The 21,518-nt window shown below is 63.6% G+C and carries 17 protein-coding genes; 12 read left to right on the forward strand and 5 right to left on the reverse strand.

Features of this window, described 5'->3' with window-relative positions; translation table 11 throughout:
- Positions 1-13 precede the first annotated feature (13 nt).
- The 3 genes from lptB to lptC are packed head-to-tail and all read right to left on the reverse strand — an operon-like array spanning position 14 to position 2,089.
- Positions 14-832: an LPS export ABC transporter ATP-binding protein gene (lptB, locus tag ASD63_RS14955; RefSeq protein ID WP_034797451.1), complete on the reverse strand. Its 819-nt coding sequence runs from the start codon at positions 830-832 to the stop codon at positions 14-16.
- Between the two features lie 12 nt (positions 833-844).
- Positions 845-1,405, reverse strand: coding sequence for an LptA/OstA family protein (locus ASD63_RS14960; RefSeq protein ID WP_034797449.1), 561 nt, complete (start codon positions 1,403-1,405; stop codon positions 845-847).
- A gap of 15 nt (positions 1,406-1,420) precedes the next feature.
- Entirely contained in the window at positions 1,421-2,089 is a 669-nt protein-coding gene (lptC, locus tag ASD63_RS14965) for an LPS export ABC transporter periplasmic protein LptC (RefSeq protein WP_034797447.1), read from the reverse strand.
- A gap of 263 nt (positions 2,090-2,352) precedes the next feature.
- Between lptC and sppA the strand changes: the two genes are divergently transcribed.
- The 3 genes from sppA to ASD63_RS14980 all read left to right on the forward strand — a co-directional run bounded on the left by sppA (position 2,353) and on the right by ASD63_RS14980 (position 4,196).
- Positions 2,353-3,312: a signal peptide peptidase SppA gene (sppA, locus tag ASD63_RS14970; protein ID WP_034797445.1), complete on the forward strand. Its 960-nt coding sequence runs from the start codon at positions 2,353-2,355 to the stop codon at positions 3,310-3,312.
- Positions 3,313-3,366: 54 nt separating this feature from the next.
- Positions 3,367-3,744, forward strand: coding sequence for an integration host factor subunit beta (locus tag ASD63_RS14975; RefSeq protein ID WP_226020731.1), 378 nt, complete (start codon positions 3,367-3,369; stop codon positions 3,742-3,744).
- 107 nt (positions 3,745-3,851) lie between these two features.
- Positions 3,852-4,196: a lipopolysaccharide assembly protein LapA domain-containing protein gene (locus ASD63_RS14980; protein ID WP_034797442.1), complete on the forward strand. Its 345-nt coding sequence runs from the start codon at positions 3,852-3,854 to the stop codon at positions 4,194-4,196.
- Between the two features lie 61 nt (positions 4,197-4,257).
- On the opposite strand, the gene ASD63_RS14985 is transcribed toward ASD63_RS14980, so the two are convergent.
- Positions 4,258-4,716, reverse strand: coding sequence for a carbon monoxide dehydrogenase subunit G (locus ASD63_RS14985; RefSeq protein ID WP_034797441.1), 459 nt, complete (start codon positions 4,714-4,716; stop codon positions 4,258-4,260).
- A gap of 309 nt (positions 4,717-5,025) precedes the next feature.
- Between ASD63_RS14985 and ASD63_RS14990 the strand changes: the two genes are divergently transcribed.
- The 5 genes from ASD63_RS14990 to ASD63_RS15010 all read left to right on the forward strand — a co-directional run bounded on the left by ASD63_RS14990 (position 5,026) and on the right by ASD63_RS15010 (position 10,869).
- Complete coding sequence (locus tag ASD63_RS14990; RefSeq protein ID WP_034797624.1) at positions 5,026-6,180, forward strand: class I SAM-dependent rRNA methyltransferase; 1,155 nt, start codon at positions 5,026-5,028, stop codon at positions 6,178-6,180.
- Complete coding sequence (locus tag ASD63_RS14995) at positions 6,177-7,037, forward strand: RNA methyltransferase (protein ID WP_034797439.1); 861 nt, start codon at positions 6,177-6,179, stop codon at positions 7,035-7,037. Before ASD63_RS14990 ends, ASD63_RS14995 begins: the two co-directional genes overlap by 4 nt.
- Positions 7,034-7,525: a signal peptidase II gene (gene lspA / locus ASD63_RS15000; RefSeq protein WP_034797436.1), complete on the forward strand. Its 492-nt coding sequence runs from the start codon at positions 7,034-7,036 to the stop codon at positions 7,523-7,525. The genes ASD63_RS14995 and lspA overlap by 4 nt, the downstream gene beginning before the upstream one ends.
- 55 nt (positions 7,526-7,580) lie before the next feature.
- On the forward strand, positions 7,581-9,857 hold the full coding sequence (locus tag ASD63_RS15005; protein WP_034797435.1) for an ATP-binding protein: 2,277 nt from the start codon (positions 7,581-7,583) through the stop codon (positions 9,855-9,857).
- A 121-nt stretch (positions 9,858-9,978) separates the two neighbouring features.
- A complete protein-coding gene (locus ASD63_RS15010; RefSeq protein WP_034797430.1) occupies positions 9,979-10,869 on the forward strand; it encodes a GNAT family N-acetyltransferase in 891 nt (296 codons plus the stop codon).
- Between the two features lie 349 nt (positions 10,870-11,218).
- Here ASD63_RS15010 and ASD63_RS15015 read toward each other — a convergent pair whose 3' ends face one another.
- Entirely contained in the window at positions 11,219-13,504 is a 2,286-nt protein-coding gene (locus ASD63_RS15015) for an NADP-dependent malic enzyme (protein WP_034797427.1), read from the reverse strand.
- A 103-nt stretch (positions 13,505-13,607) separates the two neighbouring features.
- Between ASD63_RS15015 and mutS the strand changes: the two genes are divergently transcribed.
- The 4 genes from mutS to ASD63_RS15035 all read left to right on the forward strand — a co-directional run bounded on the left by mutS (position 13,608) and on the right by ASD63_RS15035 (position 21,434).
- Positions 13,608-16,361, forward strand: coding sequence for a DNA mismatch repair protein MutS (mutS, locus tag ASD63_RS15020; RefSeq protein ID WP_034797424.1), 2,754 nt, complete (start codon positions 13,608-13,610; stop codon positions 16,359-16,361).
- A 236-nt stretch (positions 16,362-16,597) separates the two neighbouring features.
- Positions 16,598-19,441 (forward strand): [protein-PII] uridylyltransferase, encoded by a 2,844-nt coding sequence (locus ASD63_RS15025; RefSeq protein ID WP_034797421.1) that lies wholly within the window; start codon positions 16,598-16,600, stop codon positions 19,439-19,441.
- Positions 19,438-21,042 carry a murein biosynthesis integral membrane protein MurJ gene (gene murJ, locus ASD63_RS15030; protein ID WP_034797419.1) on the forward strand — a complete coding sequence of 535 codons (1,605 nt, stop codon included), beginning with the start codon at positions 19,438-19,440 and terminating at the stop codon, positions 21,040-21,042. Before ASD63_RS15025 ends, murJ begins: the two co-directional genes overlap by 4 nt.
- Positions 21,042-21,434 carry a VOC family protein gene (locus ASD63_RS15035; protein WP_034797417.1) on the forward strand — a complete coding sequence of 131 codons (393 nt, stop codon included), beginning with the start codon at positions 21,042-21,044 and terminating at the stop codon, positions 21,432-21,434. The genes murJ and ASD63_RS15035 overlap by 1 nt, the downstream gene beginning before the upstream one ends.
- Positions 21,435-21,518: the final 84 nt, after the last annotated feature.

Below are 21,518 nucleotides of genomic sequence, written 5' to 3' on the forward strand. Positions count from 1 at the left end.
CCGCGAGGCGGTCTCAGAGGCTGAAATTGTCGCCGAGATAGAGCCGACGCACGTCAGGATTGGTGACAATGTCGTTGGCGCGACCATGCGTCAGCACTTCGCCGGCATGGATAATGTAGGCGCGATCGATGAGGCCGAGCGTCTCGCGGACATTGTGGTCGGTGATCAGCACGCCGATGCCGCGCGAGGTCAGGTGCCGGACAAGCGCCTGGATGTCGGCGACCGAGATCGGGTCGACGCCGGCAAAGGGCTCGTCGAGCAGCATGAAGGTCGGGTCGGTAGCAAGCGCGCGGGCGATTTCGAGACGGCGGCGTTCGCCGCCGGAAAGCGCGATCGCCGGCGACTTGCGCAGATGCGTGATGTTGAACTCGCCGAGCAGGTCGTTGAGCTTGCTTTCGCGCCGCTCCAGGTTCTTGTCGTGAACTTCGAGCACGGCGCGGATGTTCTCCTCGACCGTCAGCCCGCGGAAGATCGACGCTTCCTGCGGCAGGTAGCCGACGCCGAGGCGTGCACGCCGGTACATCGGCATGGTCGTCACGTCATTGCCGTTGATCTCTATCGAACCCTCGTCGACGGGGACGAGGCCGGTGATCATGTAGAAGCAGGTGGTCTTGCCGGCGCCGTTCGGCCCGAGCAGGCCCACGGCCTCGCCGCGCCGCACCACCAGCGACACGCCGTTGACGACCCGACGCTCGCGATAGGCCTTGGTCAGTCCGCGGGCAATCAGGGTGCCGTCATAGCGCGCCTTATCGACCGCATGGCCGGAAGCGACCGCAGTGGTCGCCGACGGCTTGCGGACGCGTTTGCGCTTGTGGAGGAAGGGAAGTTGCACGAGCGGTCTACGTCAGTTCGTCTTGCGGGACTTCGGGTCGAGCTGGATCTGCACGCGGCCGCCGCAGGCTTCGAGCTGGGCCTCACCGGTTTCCATCTGGACGTTAAGCTGGCAGCCGACGAAGACGTTCTTGCCTTCGGAGAGAACGACCTTGTCGCCCTTGAGAACGAAGACCTGCTTGGTCATGTCGAACGAGCCGGTATCGGCCGTCGCCTGCTGCGTGCCGGAGCTCAGGAACACCTTTTCGCTGACCTCGATACGGTCGATGTCGGCGTCGCCGCTCGAAACCGAGCCGCCGCCGGACTTGTAGAAGACGACCATATTGCCGGCCTGCAGCGTCGTCGTGCCCTGCACGACCTTGACGTTGCCGGTGAAAATCGCCTTGCTTTCCGGGTCCTTGATTTCGAGCTTGTCGCTCTCGATCTGGATCGGCTTGTCGTTGGACAGCTCAAGGCCCTTCATCTTGCTCGACGTGGCCTGCGCAAAAGCGCCGGAGGCAATAATCAAAGCGCCCGCTCCGGCAATGGCCAGGCTGGCGGAAATCTTGAAAAATGATGCGGTTGTGACCGACATGGAGTGCACCGGGTCCTATTTCGCGTTTTTGCGGATGGCGGCGGGCTCGACGTTCACCCTCACCATACCCTCGAAAATTACAATACGTCCCTTATCCGTCATTCGCAGCGTCTGCGCAATGATCGAACCACCCTTCATGCTGATCGCAACGGGCTGCTTCGTTTCCATCTCGCCGGCATTGATGTCCAGATAGGCCGACTGGAAGTCGGCGTTGATGCCATTATTGACGGAAATGGTGAACGGGGCGTTCATGTCGAGCGTATTGGCGCCGCGATCATAGATGCCGTTGGTGGCGTCGACGGTCGCTATCATCGAATCCTTCATCGGCATTTCTGCATGGATCGTCTGCAGCGTGATGATGTCGGGGTTGGCGATATCCTGAAGCGCCCGCTGGGCCTTCATCGAGTAGCTGATGCCCTGCTTGTTGCGACCGGAGATCGCCGGATTCTTCATGACGATCTTGCCGTCCTCGATCGTCGCGGTCTCGATCTGCAGGTCGACGGGCATGAACGCGCGCACGAAGGACACGGCGGCAAAAATGACGGCAATGACGCCGGCGATGATCGGCAGGATGATCTTCAGGCGGCGCACGCGCGCGGAATGCCGTGCGGCGAGCGCATAGGCGTCGGCGGAGCTCGCACCCGTATCGGCAAAGATGCCCGGGGCTGGCGCGTGGTTCAACATGGAAGGGCCTGTCGGTTCTACTGCTTTTGTCGCTGACCCAACGTGGGGGTCATTTACATACATTGGTGTAAGTCGTCGCAAATATGGATATTTTTTGCTGACGCACAATGGCGCCGCAAAAAAACTCGGGTGAAGCGCAAAAACGCCAGCCGCGGCTTTCAACCGTGGTCAAGCGCGTCTATGGAATATGCCTCTTCGCGCGCAGATAGCACGTTCCCGCGGAAACTGACAGAAGCAGCGCCAACAAATCGGGAGAAACCCACATGGACGAACTCGCCATCGCCGATCGCCGCAGCCTGCGCCGGAAGTTGAGCTTCTGGCGCTTTGTGGTCGCGGGGCTGCTTCTCCTCGTCGCGCTCGCGATCTTTGCCTGGTCCGGGGCTGCCGACGACGTCGGCCACAACAGGCAGCATGTGGCGCGCGTTGCCATCACCGGCCTGATCCAGGATGACCGCGAACTGCTCGAGCGCCTGCAGAAGATTGCCGACAACGATAGCGTCAAGGCGCTGGTCGTGACCATTTCATCGCCGGGCGGCACCACCTATGGCGGCGAGGTTATCTATAAGGCGATCCGCAAGGTGGCGGCCAAGAAGCCGGTCGTTTCCGACGTGCGCACGCTTGCCGCCTCGGCGGGCTACATGATCGCGCTCGGCGGCGATACGATCGTTGCCGGTGAGAGCTCGATCACCGGCTCCATCGGCGTCATCTTCCAGTATCCGCAGGTCAAGGAGTTGATGGACAAGCTCGGCGTCTCCCTGGAATCGATCAAGTCGCGGCCGCTGAAGGCGGAACCTTCGCCCTTCCATCCGGCGAGCGACGAGGCGAAGGCCATGATCCAGTCGATGATTGACGACAGCTACGCCTGGTTCGTCGACCTGGTTGCCGACCGCCGCAAGTTGCCGCGTCCGGATGCGTTGCTGCTCGCCGACGGACGCATTTTCACCGGTCGCCAGGCGCTAAAGGCCAAGCTCGTCGACAAGCTCGGCGGCGAGGACGAAATTCGCGCCTTCCTCACGGAGAAAAAGGTGTCGAAGGACCTGCCGATCGTCGATTGGGAAGCCCCCCGCAAGACCCTGCCTTTTGGCCTCGGCGCGCTGGTCGGCAACTGGATCAAGATGTTGGGATATGACGCTTTTCCGGCAATGAGCGGGCTCGAAAAAATTGCAGGCGACAAGTTGTTTCTTGACGGTCTTGTTTCGGTTTGGCAGGTTGATGGCCAATGAGCAAGGCGACATATACCCAGCCTGAGCCGTCGAGCGATGTCGGTGATTTTGCAAATGCCGCGCACCGCCTTGCGGAAATCACAATGCAGACCGAAAAAGCAAAACAAACAAGAATTTGAGGGGGCGACAGTGATCAAGTCAGAACTGGTGCAGATTGTTGCGGCTCGCAATCCGCATCTCTACCACCGCGACGTCGAAAATATCGTCAACGCGGTCCTCGATGAGATCACCGACGCGCTCGCTGCAGGCAACCGGGTCGAACTGCGTGGCTTCGGCGCCTTCTCGGTCAAGAACCGGCCGTCGCGGTCGGGGCGCAACCCGCGCACCGGCGATTCCGTTTTTGTCGAGGAAAAATGGGTACCGTTTTTCAAGACCGGCAAGGAACTGCGCGAGCGGCTCAACCCGGGCATGAACGGCGAAGACGAGGATTGATCATCCTTGGCGGTCGCCAGAGACCCCTAACGACCCCTTTTATACGAGGCCCGTTGCCGGCAAGCGTCCGGCAAAGCGCACGGGCGTCGGTGAGATGGAGCGATTGAATGTTCAAGAAACTGATCAACATCGTTGTTCTCGTGCCGGTCGCTATCATCCTGATTGTGCTGAGCGTGGCCAACCGCCAGAGCGTAACGCTGGCGCTGAACCCCTTCCGGCCGGAAGACAGCGTGCTTTCCGTGAGCGCGCCGTTCTTCGTCTTCCTGTTCCTTGCGGTCATCGTCGGCGTCATCCTCGGTGCCGCCGCGACCTGGTTCAGCCAGGGCAAGTACCGGCGGCGCGCGCGCAACGAGGCGAACGAAGCAGTGAAGTGGCACCGCGAGGCGGAGAAACACCGCAGCCAGGCGGAAAAGCTCGCAACCCAGGCGACGCTCGCAGCGCCGCAGAACTGATCAGAAGTTCACAAGCCTGCGAAGACCGAGACGGGGCGCCCGTTCGGTCCGCGTCGCCTCTTTAGCTCGCAGCTTCCGCCGTACCGCCGACGGCGGCGCTAAAATCGGCGAAGAATTGCTGCGCCAGTTTCTTGGCGGTTGAGTCGATCAGGCGCGAGCCGAGCTGCGCGAGCTTGCCACCGATCTCCGCCTTGACGTCGTAATGCAGCACCGTTTCGTCCCCGTCCGCTGTTAAGGCGACGTCGGCGCCGCCCTTGGCAAAGCCGGCGATGCCGCCCTTTCCTTCGCCCGAGATCGTATAGCTCTGCGGCGGATTGAGATTGGAGAGCACGACATTGCCGGTGAAGGAGGCCGAGACCGGGCCGATCTTGATCTTCACCACGGCCGCAAGCTCGGTTGGCGACGTCATCTCCAGCGACTGGCACCCGGGAATGCATCGCTTGAGGATTTCCGGGTCGTTGAGGCCGCGCCACACCGCGTCGCGCCCAGCCGCAATCCGCTCTTCGCCGGTCATGTCCATGCGTTTTCCTCCCCCCATGCGACGCCGCGCGCCCGATATCGACGCGCAAATGTCGCTTCGACACACTAGACCTGCCGCGGAATTTTGTCGCGAAGCCGGTTCCAGCCCAAGAAAATTCGCAGCGGGTTCTTGCGCGTTATCTTCGCAAAACGGAAACGGCTTTGCCAAGAGCATCAGCGATGCTATTTGCAGCTTCAAGAGATGCCGCGGCTTCAGGCTGCGGCGACAAACCTCATGGCGTCCGCCGGCCCGTCCCGGATACTGCGCAGGCAGGCGGCCCATGCACTAACAAAGCCCAGGGATTTCAGCGTGAAGGAAAAGGACCGGCGGTCGAAGAATGCCTCCGTGACGACGGCCAAGGGCCGTGGTGCCGAAGCGCGTGGCGGCGGCCGCCACGATCAGAAACGTTCGGCACCGCCGAAGGGCGGCGGCTTCAAGGAACGGCCGGCGCGACCGGCGGCAGCACAGACGGCGGAGACGCGCGAGAAGCCAGCAAAACATACGCCTGCACAGGAAACGCCGGCGCGGGTGATCGCGCGGCGAACGGGGGAAAAGCCGGCCGAGCGCATACCGCTCATTCTCGAAACGTCGGACGCATCCGGCTATCACCTGATCGACAGCGGCGCCGGCGAAAAACTTGAGCAATACGGTCCCTACCGCATCGTGCGCCCCGAGGCGCAGGCGCTCTGGCCGCGCAGCCTGCCCGATAGCGTCTGGGAAAAAGCCGACGCGATCTTCACCGGCGACACCGACGAAGACGGCATGGGGCGCTGGCGCTTTCCTGGCGCCGTGCTCGGCGAGACCTGGCCGATGCAGCTTCTCGGCACCGATTTCCACGGTCGCTTCACCTCGTTCCGCCATGTCGGTGTGTTCCCGGAACAGCTCGCGCACTGGAGCTGGGTGAAGGATCAGGTGGAAAGGGCTGGGCGGCCGCTGAAGGTGCTGAACCTCTTCGGCTACACCGGCGTCGCCTCGCTGATCGCCGCCAGGGCCGGCGCCGAGGTGACCCATGTCGACGCCTCCAAGAAGGCAATCGGCTGGGCGCGCGAAAACCAGCAGCTGGCGCGGGCCGAAAACCTGCCGATCCGCTGGATCTGCGACGATGCGATGAAGTTCATCCAGCGCGAAGAGCGCCGCGGCAGCCGCTACGACATCATCCTGACCGACCCGCCGAAGTTCGGCCGCGGGCCGAACGGCGAGGTCTGGCAGCTTTTCGACCATCTGGCGGCGATGCTCGACATCTGCCGCGAGATCCTGTCGCCGGAGGCGCGCGGCCTGGTGCTGACGGCCTATTCGATCCGGGCGAGCTTCTACTCGATCCATGAACTGATGCGCGAGACGATGCGCGGCCACGGCGGCCGGGTGGAGTCGGGCGAGCTCATCATCCGCGAGGGCGGGCTTGACGGCCGCGAGCCGGGCAGGGCGCTTTCGACCTCACTCTTCAGCCGCTGGGTACCGCAATGACGAACGACAGAAGCGAACACGGCACCGGTCGTGTCGGTCAGGTGAAGGAGGTCACGAGCCTCACCAACCCGATCATCAAGGACATCCGCGCGCTGACGCAGAAGAAGCACCGCGACGAGACGCGCTCCTTCATGGCCGAGGGCCTGAAGCTGGTGATCGACGCGCTCGACCTTGGCTGGAAGATCAAGACGCTGATCTATGCCAAGGCGGCCAAGGGCAAGCCGCACGTGGAGCAGGTGGCGGCAAAGACCTTCGCCAAGGGCGGCCTGGTGCTGGAAGTCAGCGAGAAAGTGCTGTCGACGATCACGCGGCGCGACAATCCTCAGATGGTCGTCGGCATCTTCGAGCAGCGTTACCAGTCGCTGAAGGACCTGGAGCCGCAGCTGGGCGAAACCTATGTGGCGCTCGACCGCGTCCGCGATCCCGGCAACCTCGGCACCGTCATCCGCACCGCCGATGCCGCCGGCGCTTCCGGCGTCATTCTCGTCGGCGAGACCACCGATCCGTTTTCGCTCGAAACCGTGCGTGCGACCATGGGCTCGGTCTTTGCCATGCCGGTGGCGCGCGCCAGCGTCGAGGACTTCATCCGCTGGCAGAAATCCGCCGGCGTGAAGGTCGTCGCGACCCATCTCGCCGGCGCTGTCGACTATCGCACCATTGACTACAAGACCAAACCGGTCGTGCTTCTGATGGGCAACGAGCAGTCGGGTCTGCCGGAGGAACTCGCTCGAGAAGCCGGTGCGCTTGCCCGCATCCCGCAGGCCGGCCGCGCCGACTCGCTCAATCTGGCGATTGCCACCGGCATCATGCTGTTCGAGGCGCGCCGCCACCTTCTGACCCTGGATGCCCGCGCATGAGCGAGAAGCAGGTGCTGTTTTCGCGGCCGCTGCCGATCGCGGTCTTCATCGTCTTCGCGCTCATCGCCGACCAAATAATCAAGTATCTGGTCGAGCTTTACCTGCCCTTCAATCAGGCGGTCCATGTCGTGCCGATGCTGGCGCTCTACCGCACCTACAACTACGGCGTCGCCTTCTCGATGCTGTCGGGCATGGAGGGCTGGTTCATCGTCGGCATGCGGCTCACCGTCTGCGCCTTTGTGCTCTGGCTGTGGAAGCGCACGCCGAAGGATCGGTTCTTCGCCCATTTCGGCTATGCGCTGATCATCGCCGGCGCGCTCGGAAACCTCGTCGACCGGCTGCTCTTCGGCTACGTCATCGACTACATCCTGTTCTATACGGAGACGTGGTCTTTCGCCGTCTTCAATCTGGCCGATACCTTCATCACCATCGGTGCCGGCGCGATCATTCTTGACGAACTATTGCACGCGAAAAAAGCGGATCGCTAAGATTTTATCGAAGCCTTGAAGCCATTCGGAACGCCTGTCGTGTTAGCCGGAACGCATGAGCGAACCGTCACGACTGCTAGAGCGGATCGAAACCGGCTTCAGGAGAGACGCCCGGGCGGGTAAGGCTGCGTCGGTTTCGGCGCTTCCGCTCGATGGGCCGGCGTCCCGTCAGGTGTCGGCGCAGCCGGCTTCCGGCGCGCGCTCTGCGCTTAGTTACGTATCCATGGCGCTGCTCGGCCTGGTCGCTTCCGGCCTTGTCCTCGTCGTCGGCATGACTGCCGGCTTCCACCTGTTCGCCGCGGCGATTGCCGCGGCCGGCGTGGTCGGTGCGCTTTTGCTCGCCGTCGAAGCCATCCGCGCGTTTGATAGCGTGCCGGTTTCCGATGAGGTGGAGCGGGACCAGGATTGGCACCGCTCCGAAACCTCGGCGTTGCTTTCGACCATTCACGATGCGCTGGGTGACCTTGCGATCATGCGCGGCATGGACGGAAAGATCGTCCACGCCAATGCTGTCTTCCATCAGGTCTGCGGCCGGTCGGATGTCCGGGGCATGGCCTGCGGCGCCCTCGGCCTGAGCTTCGAGCCGAAGGCTGCGCCCAATCATTACCTCGTGCGCATCGCCGCGGCCGAAGGCATCCGCCTTTTCGATTGGCATGACGTGATCGCCCGCGATCCGGCGAGCGGCAAGCTCATGCGTCACAGCATTGCGCGTGATGTCACCGAGGAAGCGCGCGCCGCGCGCGAGCGTGAGGCGGCGCGCCGGCGGGCCGAGGAGGCGAGCCAGGCAAAGTCGCGGCTGCTCGCCACCGTCAGCCACGAGATCCGCACGCCGCTTTCGGGCATTCTCGGCATGAGCCATCTGCTCGGCCAGACCCGCCTGTCGAGCGAGCAGCAGAACTATCTCGCCGGCATGCAGCAATCCGGCCACGCTCTGGTCCAGCTCGTCGAAGACCTGATCGACTTCTCGTCGCTTTCAGCCGGCCGCTTCCAGTTTCGCCCCAGCCGCCAGGATCCGCGCGGCGTGATCGAGAGCGTCGTGGAAATGCTCTCCAATCGCGCCCACGAGAAGGGCATCGAGATCGGCGCCACCGTTTCCGTCGACGTGCCCGCGCTGATGGCTTTCGACGCGGCGCGCCTGCGCCAGGTGCTCTTCAACGTCATCGGCAACGCGGTCAAATTCACGGAAGTCGGCGGCGTCTTCGTCAGCGCCGACACGATCGAGGATTGCGTGCGGATCCGCATCGACGATACGGGGCCGGGCATGTCGCCCGACGACCTGAAGCGCATCTTCGAGGAATTCGAGCAGGCCGGCAACGACGAGCAACGCGCCAAGGGCACAGGGCTAGGCCTCGCGATCTCCAGGCGCATCATGCAGGCCTGCGGCGGCAGTCTCACGGCCGCAAGCGCGCCCGGCCGCGGCAGCCGCTTTGAAATCCGCCTGCCGCTTGCCGAAGTCGAGGCGATTGCGTCGGAGCGCCGCTCCACCCTCGCCGGGTCGCATGTGCTGGTCATGGCTCCCGATGGCCCGGCCTCGGCGGCGCTGGCGGCAACCATCGCGACGCTTGGCGGGCGCTGTCATCGCGCAACGACGCTTGCCGCAGCCCAGCATGTTCTTGCCGATGTGCAGGCAGGTGGCGCGCCACTCACCGACGTGATCGTCGACCACCGGCATGCGCAGCAGTACGAGCAGCTCCTCGCACTCCAGCCGGCCATCGGCCGGCTGGAGGTTCGCCGTACCTATCTGATCAATCCGGAGGAGCGCAACAGCCACCCTGTCAACCAGATGGATGGCTACGAGGCCTGGCTGATCCGGCCCTTGCGCGAAAAGTCGCTGATCGAAGTGCTGCTCGGGCGCCTGAAGGGCATCGAAAAACGCGACGCGATCAACGACAACAGGCCGGTCCTGCGCGAGGAGCCCGCCGTTGAACCCGTCCGCCGGCCGGGACACGGCATCCTGCTGGCCGAGGACGATCCGATCAATGCGTTGATCATCCGCACGCTGTTGCAGCGTTCGGGACACGCGGTGCAGCTCGTCAGCGACTTCGCGGGGGTCGCCGAGACGCTGCGAGCCCCTGCCGGAAACGCCTTGCCGGAGCTTCTCGTCACCGACCTCAATATGCCGGGTGGCGACGGGCTTTCCATGATGCGGCACATCCGTAATGACGAGGCAATACGCTCCTTGCCAAGGTTGCCGGTCATCGTGCTGACTTCCGATATCCGCGAGGATATGCGCGACCGCCTGCTTGCCGCCGGCGCCGATGTGGTGTTGGCGAAACCGGCCGACCCGCAGGTGCTGACCTCGGAGATCGCGCGTCTGCTGCGCAAACGGTAACTCTTGCGATGGTTACGGTATTGATCGGGCGGCGGGGGTTGTACGCAACTTTCATGTCACTATGTTGTTGCAGAAACGTGGTCTAAGCCCCCGCAGACAGATTTGATTCGGGATAACGCGGATGGCCATCGAGCTACTGGATTCAGCGAACGTGGTTGACACTTCTCAGGCTTGCATCGGCACGAAAGCTGCCGTCCCGACGACCGACGTGCTTGGCCGGATCGCCAATCTTGAGACGCGCCTTGCCCGCACGGCATCGGAAATCGATGCTGCCCAGGCCGTGCGCTACAAGGTTTTCGTCGAGGAGATGAAGGCGCAGGTCGGCCCCGAGGCCGATCGGCGCAAGCGTGACGTCGACAGCTGGGACGCGATCTGCGACCACCTGCTGGTTCTCGACACCTCGATCGAAGGCGACGCCGAAGATCAGATCGTCGGGACATACCGGTTGCTGCGCCAGGATGTGGCTGAGCGCTCCGGCGGCTTTTACTCGTCTTCCGAATTCGCGATCGACGCGCTTCTCGCCCGTCATCCGACCAAGCGCTTCATGGAGCTCGGCCGCTCCTGCGTCCTGCCGGACTACCGGACCAAGCGCACGGTCGAACTCCTGTGGCAGGGCAATTGGGCCTATGCGCTCAAATACGGCATGGACGCGATGTTCGGCTGCGGTTCGTTCCCGGGTGTCGTTCCGGCCGAGCATGCGCTGGCGCTGTCCTTCCTGCACCACAACATCCGCGCCCGCGACGACTGGGCCGTCAGCGCACGGCCCGAGCTGCACCGGACGATGGATTTGATGCCGGCCGAGGCGATCAATGCCAAGAAGGCGCTCGCCGCTCTGCCGCCGTTGATCAAGGGCTATATGCGCCTCGGCGCGATGGTCGGCGATGGCGCCGTGGTCGATCATGCGTTCCGCACCACCGACGTTCTGATCGTTTTGCCGATCAGCAATATCTCGGGCCGCTACCTCAACTACTACGGCGCAGATGCCGGACGTTTCGGTGGCGCCGCCTCCTGACCGGGTCCCGGTGAGGTTAACCAATTATTAATGATGGATTTGACTTTCAAGGTCGAAAGAGAGACATGTATTGTCATGTTCTTCTCTAATTTCATGACGAACGAATAGAGAAAATAAATGGAGAAACTGCCGATCTTCCGGGGGTCGACAGGTATATGGTTCCCAAGACTCCGTCTTTCATTACCTTAAACATAAATGCATTGCCTGTTATTAAGCCCGCCTCCTTTTCGGAAAGCGGGCTTTTCTTCTTTATAGTTGTATCGAATTGCTACCAATCGGGGTCGCGCGTTGACCCGAATGAAGGCGGCTGCACCAAAATGAAGCAGCCGCCGGACCGGCAATGCCGGTCCTACATGCCGGCGTTGTAGGCCGCGATCGCCGCCATGTTGACGATGTCGGAATCCTTGGCCGACATCGAGACGATCTGGATCGACTTGTCGAAGCCGACGAGCAGCGGGCCGATCACCGTCGAGCCGCCGAGTTCCTGCAGCATCTTGGTCGAAATCGATGCCGAGTGGAACGCCGGCATCACGAGCACGTTTGCCGTGCCCGAGAGGCGGCAGAACGGGTATTGCTCCATGACGCGAGCATTGAGCGCCACGTCGGCGGCCATCTCGCCGTCATATTCGAAATCGACGCGGCGCTTGTCGAGGATATTGACCGCTTCGCGCACCCGCTCAGAGCGTTCGCCCTGGGGATGGCCGAAGGTGGAATAGGCAAGCATTGCCACGCGCGGCACGTAGCCAAGCCGCTTGGCGAGGCCGGCTGCTTCCTCGGCGATATCGGCAAGCTCCTCCGAAGAGGGCATGTCGTGAACCGCCGTGTCGGCGACGAGCACCGTGCGGCCGCGGCAAAGCGCGATCGAGACGCCGATGACGCGGTGGCCGGGCTTCGGGTCGATGCAGCGACGCACGTCTTCGAGTGCCGTCGAATAATTGCGGGTCAGGCCCGTCACCATGCCGTCGGCATCACCGAGCGCCACCATGCAGGCGGCGAAGTGGTTGCGGTCGTTGTTGATCAGGCGCTGGGCGTCGCGGAAGAGGAAGCCCTTCCGCTGCAGGCGGGCATAGAGATAGTCCGTATAGGCGCCGACGCGCTTGGAAAGCCGCGCATTGACGATCTGGATGCCGGGGCGGTCGAGGTCGATGCCCTCGCGCTCTGCCGTCTCGCGCATGCGCTCCTCGCGGCCGAGCAGGATGGCGGTGCCAAGCTGCTGGTTGGCATACGCGATTGCAGAACGCATGACCTGCACCTCTTCGCCCTCTGCAAAGACGATGCGCTTCGGCTGGCGCCGGACGCGCTCGTAGATGCGCTGCAGCGTCGAGGCGATCGGGTCGCGGCGGGCGGAGAGTTGCCGGCCATAGGCTTCGAGGTCGGTGATCGGTTTGCGGGCGACGCCGCTTTCCATCGCCGCCTTCGCAACCGCCATCGGGATCGCCGAAATCAGCCGCGGGTCGAAGGGGACCGGGATGATGTATTGCGGACCGAAACGCGGACGGTTGCCCTGGTAGGCTGCGGCGACATCGTCAGGAACGTCTTCCTTGGCAAGGCTCGCCAGCGCTTCAGCCGCTGCGATCTTCATCTCGTCGTTGATGGTCGTCGCGCGCACGTCTAGCGCGCCACGGAAGATATAGGGGAAGCCGAGCACGTTGTTGACCTGGTTCGGATAGTCAGAACGGCCGGTGGCGACGATCGCGTCGTCGCGGATGCGGGCGACTTCTTCCGGCGTGATTTCCGGATCCGGGTTGGCCATGGCGAAGATGATCGGCCGCGGCGCCATCGAGCGCACCATGTCTTCCGAAAGGGCGCCCTTGGCCGAGAGGCCGAAGACCACGTCGGCGCCGTCGAGCGCTTCGGCGAGCGTGCGGCGCTCGGTCTTGACCGCATGCGCCGACTTCCACTGGTTCATGCCCTCGGTGCGGCCTTCGAAGATCACGCCCTTGGTGTCGCAGAGGATGATGTTGTCAGAGGCAAAACCCATCGACTTGATGAGCTCGATGCAGGCGATTGCCGCCGCACCCGCACCGTTGCAGACGAGCTTCGTCGTCTTGAAGTCGCGACCGGTCAAGGCCAGCGCGTTGATGAGGCCGGCTGCGGCGATGATCGCCGTGCCGTGCTGGTCGTCATGAAACACCGGGATGTCCATGACCTCGCGCAGCTTCTGCTCGATGATGAAACAGTCCGGTGCCTTGATGTCTTCGAGGTTGATGCCGCCGAAAGAGGGCCCGAGGAAACGCACGCAGTTGATGAACTCGTCGACGTTTTCGGTATCGACTTCAAGGTCGATGGAGTCGACGTCGGCAAAGCGCTTGAACAGCACGGCCTTGCCTTCCATGACAGGCTTTGACGCAAGTGCGCCGAGGTTGCCGAGGCCGAGAATGGCCGTGCCGTTCGAGATCACGGCCACCATGTTGCCGCGCGTCGTGTAGTCATAGGCGGTGTTGGGGTCCTCGGCGATCGCCTTCACGGGGACTGCGACGCCCGGAGAATAGGCAAGCGACAGGTCGCGCTGGGTGGCCATCGCCTTGGTGGGAGAAATCTCCAGCTTTCCGGGACGACCCTGCGAGTGAAAATCGAGCGCTTCCTGCGCGGTGACGCTCGTCATGGTGCGATCGGTCTTGTCGGTGGCCGGCATGTTTCCTCAATCCTCCTGTGGGCGAGCCTTGCGGCGCGCCTCTTTATGGTTGTCGTCTATAATTCCTTGGCGATAGTGTGCCATCTCTTTTTTCGGGACAATCATGAATTTCGTGACAGACTATTCGACCCGCGCGGGGGAGGTTTTATCCGCAGCCGAATTGGCGAGCGAGGAAAGCCGTTCCACGGCGACGCCGATGATGGAACAGTTCATCGAGATCAAGGCGAACAACCCGGATTCGCTGCTGTTCTACCGCATGGGCGACTTCTACGAGCTGTTCTTCCAGGACGCGGTCGAAGCCTCGCGCGCGCTCGGCATCACGCTCACCAAGCGCGGCCAGCACATGGGTCAGGAAATTCCGATGTGTGGCGTGCCGGTACATGCGGCCGACGATTACCTGCAGAAACTGATCGGTCTCGGCTTTCGCGTCGCCGTCTGCGAGCAGGTGGAAGACCCGGCGGAAGCGAAGAAGCGCGGCAGCAAGTCGGTGGTGCGCCGCGACGTCGTGCGCTTGGTCACTCCGGGCACGATCACCGAAGAGAAACTGCTTTCGCCGTCCGAGACCAACTATCTGATGGCGCTGGCGCGCATCAAGAGCGGGTCCGAGCCTGCCTACGCGCTCGCTTGGATCGACATTTCGACCGGCATCTTCCGCCTCGCCGAGACAGCCGAGAGCCGGCTGCTTGCGGACATCCTGCGTATCGAGCCGCGCGAACTGATCCTTGCAGACACCGTGTTTCACGACCCGGAACTAAGGCCCGTCTTCGACGTGCTCGGCCGCGTTGCCGTGCCGCAGCCGGCGGTCTTGTTCGACAGCGCCACGGCGGAAGGGCGCATCAGCCGCTACTTCGGCGTCAAGACGCTTGATGGCTTCGGCACGTTTTCCCGTGCGGAACTCGCAGCCGCTTCCGCGGCGATCTCCTATGTCGAGAAGACCCAGCTTGCCGAACGCCCGGCACTCGGCACGCCGGAGCGCGAAAGTGCCGCCTCGACCTTGTTCATCGATCCGGCGACCCGCGGCAATCTCGAACTGGTGAAGACGCTGTCCGGCGCGCGCGAGGGCACGCTGCTGAAGGCGCTCGACCGCACGGTGACAAGCGGCGGCGCCCGCCTTCTTGCCGAGCGGCTGATGTCGCCGCTGACCGACCCGGACCGTATCAATGAGCGTCTCGATTCCATCGAGATCCTGGCGGACCAGCCGTCCTTTGCCGGCGACCTGCGCGATGCGCTACGTCGCGCGCCGGATATGCCGCGCGCCCTGTCGCGACTGGCGCTCGGGCGCGGCGGCCCGCGCGACCTCGGTGCCATCCAGGCCGGCTTGCACGCGTCTGCGTCGATTTCGCGGTTGATGGCGGCGGGCACCCTCTCGGACGAACTGAAGGATGCGCGCGCCGCAATCGATGCGCTTCCCGCAGGCCTGCTCGGCCTGCTCGATGCGACGCTTGGCGACGAGCTGCCGCTTCTGAAGCGCGACGGCGGTTTCGTCTGCGAAGGCGCCAATGCCGAGCTCGATGAGGTCCGGGGCCTGCGCGACCAGTCGCGCCGGGTGATCGCCGGGCTGCAGCTGCAATATTCCGAAGAGACCGGCATCAAGTCGCTGAAGATCAAGCACAACAACGTGCTCGGCTACTTCATCGAGGTGACGGCGGGCAATGCCGGCTCGATGACCGACACCGACGCCGGTCGCGCCCGTTTCATCCATCGCCAAACGATGGCGAACGCGATGCGCTTCACCACGACGGAACTGGCCGAGCTTGAAAGCAAGATCGCCAACGCCGCCGACCGGGCGCTGTCGATCGAGCTCGCAGCCTTCGACCAGATGACGGCGGAGGTCGTTGCCGCGGCCGAGGTGCTGAAGGCGGCAGCGTTCGCGCTTGCGACCCTCGACGTCTCGGTCGGGCTTGCGGTCCTTGCCGAGGAGCAGGCCTATGCCCGCCCCACCGTTGACCGCTCGCGCATGTTTGCCATCGACGGCGGCCGACATCCGGTGGTCGAGCAGGCACTGAAGCGCCAGGCATCGAATGCCTTCGTCGCCAATGGCTGCGATCTCTCTCCGCCTGAGGGCGAGGAGGGTGGCGCGATCTGGCTGCTCACCGGTCCCAACATGGGCGGTAAATCGACCTTCCTGCGCCAGAACGCGCTGATCGCGATCATGGCGCAGATGGGCACCTTCGTTCCTGCCGCGAGCGCCCATATCGGCATCGTCGACCGGCTCTTCTCCCGCGTCGGCGCCTCCGACGATCTGGCGCGCGGTCGCTCGACCTTCATGGTCGAGATGGTCGAGACCGCGGCGATCCTCAACCAGGCGACCGACCGCTCGCTGGTGATCCTCGACGAGATCGGTCGTGGCACCGCCACCTTCGACGGCCTGTCAATCGCCTGGGCGGCAGTCGAGCACCTGCATGAGGCGAACCGCTGCCGCGGCCTCTTTGCCACCCACTTCCATGAACTGACCGTGCTCTCGGAAAAACTCGGCCGTCTCTCGAACGCGACGATGCGCGTCAAGGAATGGCACGGCGATGTGATCTTCCTGCATGAGGTCGGTCCGGGCGCCGCCGACCGCTCCTATGGCATTCAGGTCGCGCGTCTCGCTGGCCTGCCGGCCTCGGTCGTGGCTCGCGCCAAGGACGTGCTCGCCAAGCTCGAGGACGCCGATCGCAAGAACCCGGCGAGCCAACTGATCGACGATCTGCCGCTGTTCCAGGTGGCGATCCGTCGTGAAGAGGTGAAGCCCGCCGGAAACTCCAAGATCGACGAGGCGCTGAAGGCGCTGAACCCCGACGACATGACGCCGCGCGAGGCGCTCGATGCGCTCTATGCGCTGAAGAAGGAACTGAGCGCCGCCAAGGCGGGATGACAGGACGTGCGTGCGGTTTTCCGCTCGCACTCTATCACCCGTTGGCCGAAGCGGCGCTACGCCTTTTTCCTGTGCAAGCCGTCTGTAAAAAGGCTATACAGCGCCGCACGCTTTTGCGGGCGCGGCGCTCGAATTGTTGTGTGGTCTTTATTCGGCCTCGGTCGCAAGGATCATGCAGGAGCGCTTGACAGCGAACGACCACGCAACCAGTCGGACAGGACGCCCCTCGGCACTTCATGGGCAGACACGAAACCTTCTTTCCCGAAATCCTCGACGTCGCAGCGCTCCGGGCAAAATGCGACTTCATCGCCTCGGCCCACGCCGAACAGCGCGACCCGATGCGTCAGGCATTGCTGGCGGCTTTCAAGCAGGCAAATGTCGCCGGCCGGGCGAAGGCCCGCGAGCTGTTCAACGCCGATGGTGCTGGCATTCTCTGCGCCGAACGTATTTCCTGGCTGCAGGATCAACTGATTACAGTGCTGCATGATTTCGTGCTGAACGAGATCTTCGACGCAGCCAATGCACCGCCCGCGTCCCGGATCGCCGTGACGGCGGTCGGCGGCTATGGCCGCGGCACGCTGGCGCCGGGTTCAGACATCGATCTTCTGTTCCTGCTGCCGGTCAAGAAGGCCGTCTGGGCCGAGCCGGCGATCGAGTTCATGCTCTATATACTCTGGGATCTGGGCTTCAAGGTCGGCCACGCCACCCGCACCATCGACGAGTGCATCCGGCTATCGCGCGCCGACATGACGATCCGCACGGCCATCCTCGAGACGCGCTATATCTGTGGCTCCGAGACATTGTGCGCCGAGCTTGAAACGCGCTTCGATCATGAGATCGTCCGCAACACCGGCCCGGATTTCATCGCCGCCAAGCTTGCCGAACGCGACGAGCGCCACCGCAAGGCCGGCGACACGCGCTACCTCGTCGAGCCCAACGTCAAGGAAGGCAAGGGCGGGCTTCGCGACCTGCACACGCTGTTCTGGATCGCCAAGTACTTCTACCGGCTGAAGGACACCGCCGACCTCGTCAAGCTCGGCGTGCTTTCGCGGCAGGAGTACCAGCTCTTCCAGAAGGCCGAGGACTTCCTCTGGGCGGTGCGCTGCCACATGCATTTCCTCACCGGAAAATCCGAGGAACGGCTCTCTTTCGACATCCAGCGCGAGATCGCCGAGGCACTCGGCTATCACGACCATCCGGGCCTTTCAGCCGTCGAACGCTTCATGAAGCACTTCTTCCTGGTGGCAAAGGACGTCGGCGATCTCACCCGTATCTTCTGCGCAGCACTCGAAGATCAGCAGGCCAAGGACGCGCCCGGCATTTCCGGGCTCATCGGCCGCTTCACCCATCGTAGCCGCAAGATTGCCGGAACGCTCGATTTCGTCGACGACGGCGGTCGCATCGCGCTTGCAAGCCCCGACGTCTTTAAGCGCGATCCGGTCAATCTGCTGCGCTTCTTCCACATCGCCGATATCAACGGGCTGGAATTCCACCCGGCGGCACTGCGCCAGGTCACGCGGTCGCTGAGCCTGATCAAGCCGGCGCTGCGCGAAAACGAGGAGGCGAACCGCCTCTTCCTGTCGATCCTCACGTCCCGCCGCAAGCCGGAGCTGATCCTCCGGCGCATGAACGAAGCCGGCGTGCTCGGCCGCTTCATTCCGGATTTCGGCAAGATCGTCTCGATGATGCAGTTCAACATGTATCATCACTATACGGTCGACGAGCATCTGCTGCGCACCGTCGACGTGCTGTCGCGCATCGAAGGCGGTATCGAGGAGGAGGCCCATCCGCTCGTCGCCAAGCTGATGCCGGGGATCGAGGAGCGCGAGGCGCTCTATGTCGCCGTGCTGCTGCACGACATCGCCAAGGGCCGGCCGGAGGATCACTCGACCGCCGGCGCCAAGGTGGCACGCAAGCTCTGCCCGCGCTTCGGGCTGTCGCCGAAGCAGACGGAGCTGGTCGCCTGGCTGATCGAGGAGCATCTGCTGATGTCGATGGTCGCCCAGACGCGCGACCTCAACGACCGCAAGACGATCGTCGACTTTGCCGAGCGGGTACAGTCGCTTGATCGGTTGAAGATGCTGCTCGTCCTGACCGTCTGCGATATCCGCGCCGTCGGCCCGGGTGTCTGGAACGGCTGGAAGGGACAGCTTCTGCGCACGCTCTACTACGAGACCGAGCTGTTGCTGTCGGGCGGCTTCTCCGAGCTGTCGCGCAAGGAGCGTGCGGCCCATGCCGCCGTCATGCTCGGCGAGGCCTTGACGGACTGGTCCGAGAAGGAGCGCGAGGATTACGTGCGCCTGCACTACCAGCCCTATCTCCTGACGGTGGCGCTGGAAGACCAGATCCGGCATGCGCGCTTCATCCGCGAGGCGGATGCCGCCGGCAAGGCGCTGGCGACGATGGTGCGTACCCACCAGTTCCACGCGATCACCGAAATCACCGTGCTTTCGCCCGACCATCCGCGGCTTTTGACCGTGATTGCCGGTGCCTGTGCGGCCGCCGGCGCAAACATCGTCGACGCGCAGATCTTCACGACCTCGGACGGCCGTGCGCTCGATACCATCCTCGTCAACCGCGAGTTCGCCGTCGACGAGGACGAGATGCGCCGGGCAGCGAGCATCGGCAAGCTGATCGAGGACGTGCTTTCGGGCCGCAAGCGGCTGCCGGAAGTCATTGCCAGCCGCACCAAGGTGAAGAAGCGCACCAAGGCGTTTACCGTCACGCCGGAAGTGACGATCAGCAACACGCTGTCGAACAAGTTCACCGTGATCGAAGTCGAAGGCCTCGACCGTCCAGGCCTCTTGTCCGAGATCACCGCGGTGCTATCCGATCTTTCGCTCGACATCGCCTCGGCCCACATCACCACCTTCGGTGAAAAGGTGATCGACACCTTCTACGTCACCGATCTCGTCGGCCAGAAGGTGACGAGTGAAAACCGTCAGATGAACATTGCCGCCCGCCTCAAGGCCGTCATGGCCGGGGAGGGGGACGAGGCGCGCGACCGCATGCCCTCGGGCATCATCGCGCCGCCCCCGGGCGTTTCCTCCGCTCAAAGAACGACAAAAGCCGAAACATGAGTCTGGTCAAGAAATTTGCAACCGTCGGCGGCGCGACGCTCGGAAGCCGCCTGTTCGGCTTCATCCGCGAAACCTTCATGGCGGCAGCGCTTGGCACCGGCCCGGTTGCCGACGCCTTCAACACCGCCTTCCGTCTGCCCAACACCTTCCGCCGGCTGTTTGCCGAGGGCGCCTTCAATTCCGCTTTCGTGCCGCTCTTTGCCCGGGAAATCGAGGCGAACGGCATGGATGGGGCGCGGCGTTTCTCCGAGGAGGTCTTTGGCGTCCTCTTCACCGTGCTCCTGTTCCTGACGATCGCGATGGAACTGACGATGCCCTTCATCGTCAGCAACCTGATCGCGCCCGGCTTTGCCGACGATCCGGAAAAACTCGGAAGCACCATCGTCTTTGCCGCGATCATGTTCCCCTATCTCGCCTGTATGTCGCTGGCGGCGATGATGGCGGGCATGCTGAATTCGCTGCACCGCTATTTCGCGGCGGCGATCGCGCCGGTCTTCCTCAATTTCATCCTCATCGGCGTGCTCGGCTATGCCTGGTATGCGGGCCAGGATCCGATCGCGGTCGGCTACGGCCTTTCCTGGGGCGTCATGGCCGCCGGTCTCGTCCAGCTCGCAATCGTCTGGATCGCCGTGCGCGATGCCGGCATCAAGATCGGCCTTCGTCGCCCGAAGATGACCGCCAACGTGAAGCGCCTGCTCGTACTGGCGCTGCCGGCGGCGATCACCGGCGGCATCACCCAGATCAACCTCCTGATCAACACCAACATTGCGTCTGCCCAGGAAGGTGCGGTGTCGTCGCTCGTCTATGCCGACCGTATCTATCAGCTTCCGCTCGGCGTCGTCGGCATTGCCGTCGCAACCGTGCTTCTGCCGGAACTCGCCCGCGCGCTGCGTTCGGGCAATGTCAACGAGGCCTCGAACCTGCAGAACCGCTCGGTCGAGTTCACGCTGTTCCTGACGCTGCCGGCCGCCGCCGCTTTGCTCGTCATGTCCGAGCCAATCGTCCGGTTGCTGTTCGAGCGCGGCAAGTTCTCGCCGGAATCGACCATCATCGTCGGTCATATCCTGGCAATTTACGGCCTCGGCCTGCCGGCCTTCGTGCTGATCAAGGCCTTCATTCCCGGCTTTTTCGCGCGCGAGGACACGCGCACGCCGATGATCTTCGCCGCGATTTCCGTCGTCGTGAACGTGTCCCTGGCGCTCACCCTGTTCCCACGGCTTGGCGCGAGCGGCATCGCCACCGCCGAGATCGTTGCCGGCTGGGTGAATGCCGTGCTGCTTTTCGCAACGCTTGTCTGGCGCGGCCATTGGGGCAGGGACATCCCGCTTCTGACCCGTATCCCGCGTCTCGTCCTCGCGGCGGCGGGCATGGCGGCGGCGCTGTATTACGCTGTCGGCTGGTTCGCTTTCGAACTGTCCTCTGCCGCGTCCCTGCTGACGCGGGCAACGACGCTGACGGGCCTGGTCGCAGTCGCCATGGTGATCTACTTCGGGCTCGCCTTCGGCCTCGGCGGCGCGAGCCTCGGCATGATCCGCCGCAACATCAAGCGGGGCGCGAAAGCGCCTGCGGAGCCTGCAGCAACGCCGGAGGCGGGTGACTGATGCGCCAGACGATCGCACGCATTGCCCTGGTCGTGCCGGATTATGACGCCGGCATCGCCTTCTATTGCGGCAAGCTCGGTTTTGATCTCTTGGAGGACACCGTTCTCGACGCCACCAAGCGCTGGGTCGTCGTCCGTCCCAAGGGGGCCGTCGAAACGGCGCTGCTGCTTGCCAAGGCTGACGGCGAGCGCCAGCAGGCGGCGGTCGGCAACCAGACCGGCGGGCGGGTCGGGTTCTTCCTGTTCACCGACGATTTTTCCCGCGACCATGCGGCGATGCTGGCCGCAGGCGTCGTCTTTCTGGAGGCGCCGCGCCATGAGCCCTATGGCACCGTGGCGGTCTTCAGCGATCCCTTCGGCAACCATTGGGATCTGCTGCAGCCGGCGGGATGAAGGGGCTTCTCCGAGCCTCTTGATTGCCTCTCATCCTGCGTGCATAAGCCAGTCCGTTAGCTACATGGGCGATCATGCCCTGGG

The organism is Ensifer sp. Root558, assembly GCF_001427045.1.
GTDB classification, from domain to species: domain Bacteria; phylum Pseudomonadota; class Alphaproteobacteria; order Rhizobiales; family Rhizobiaceae; genus Ensifer; species Ensifer adhaerens.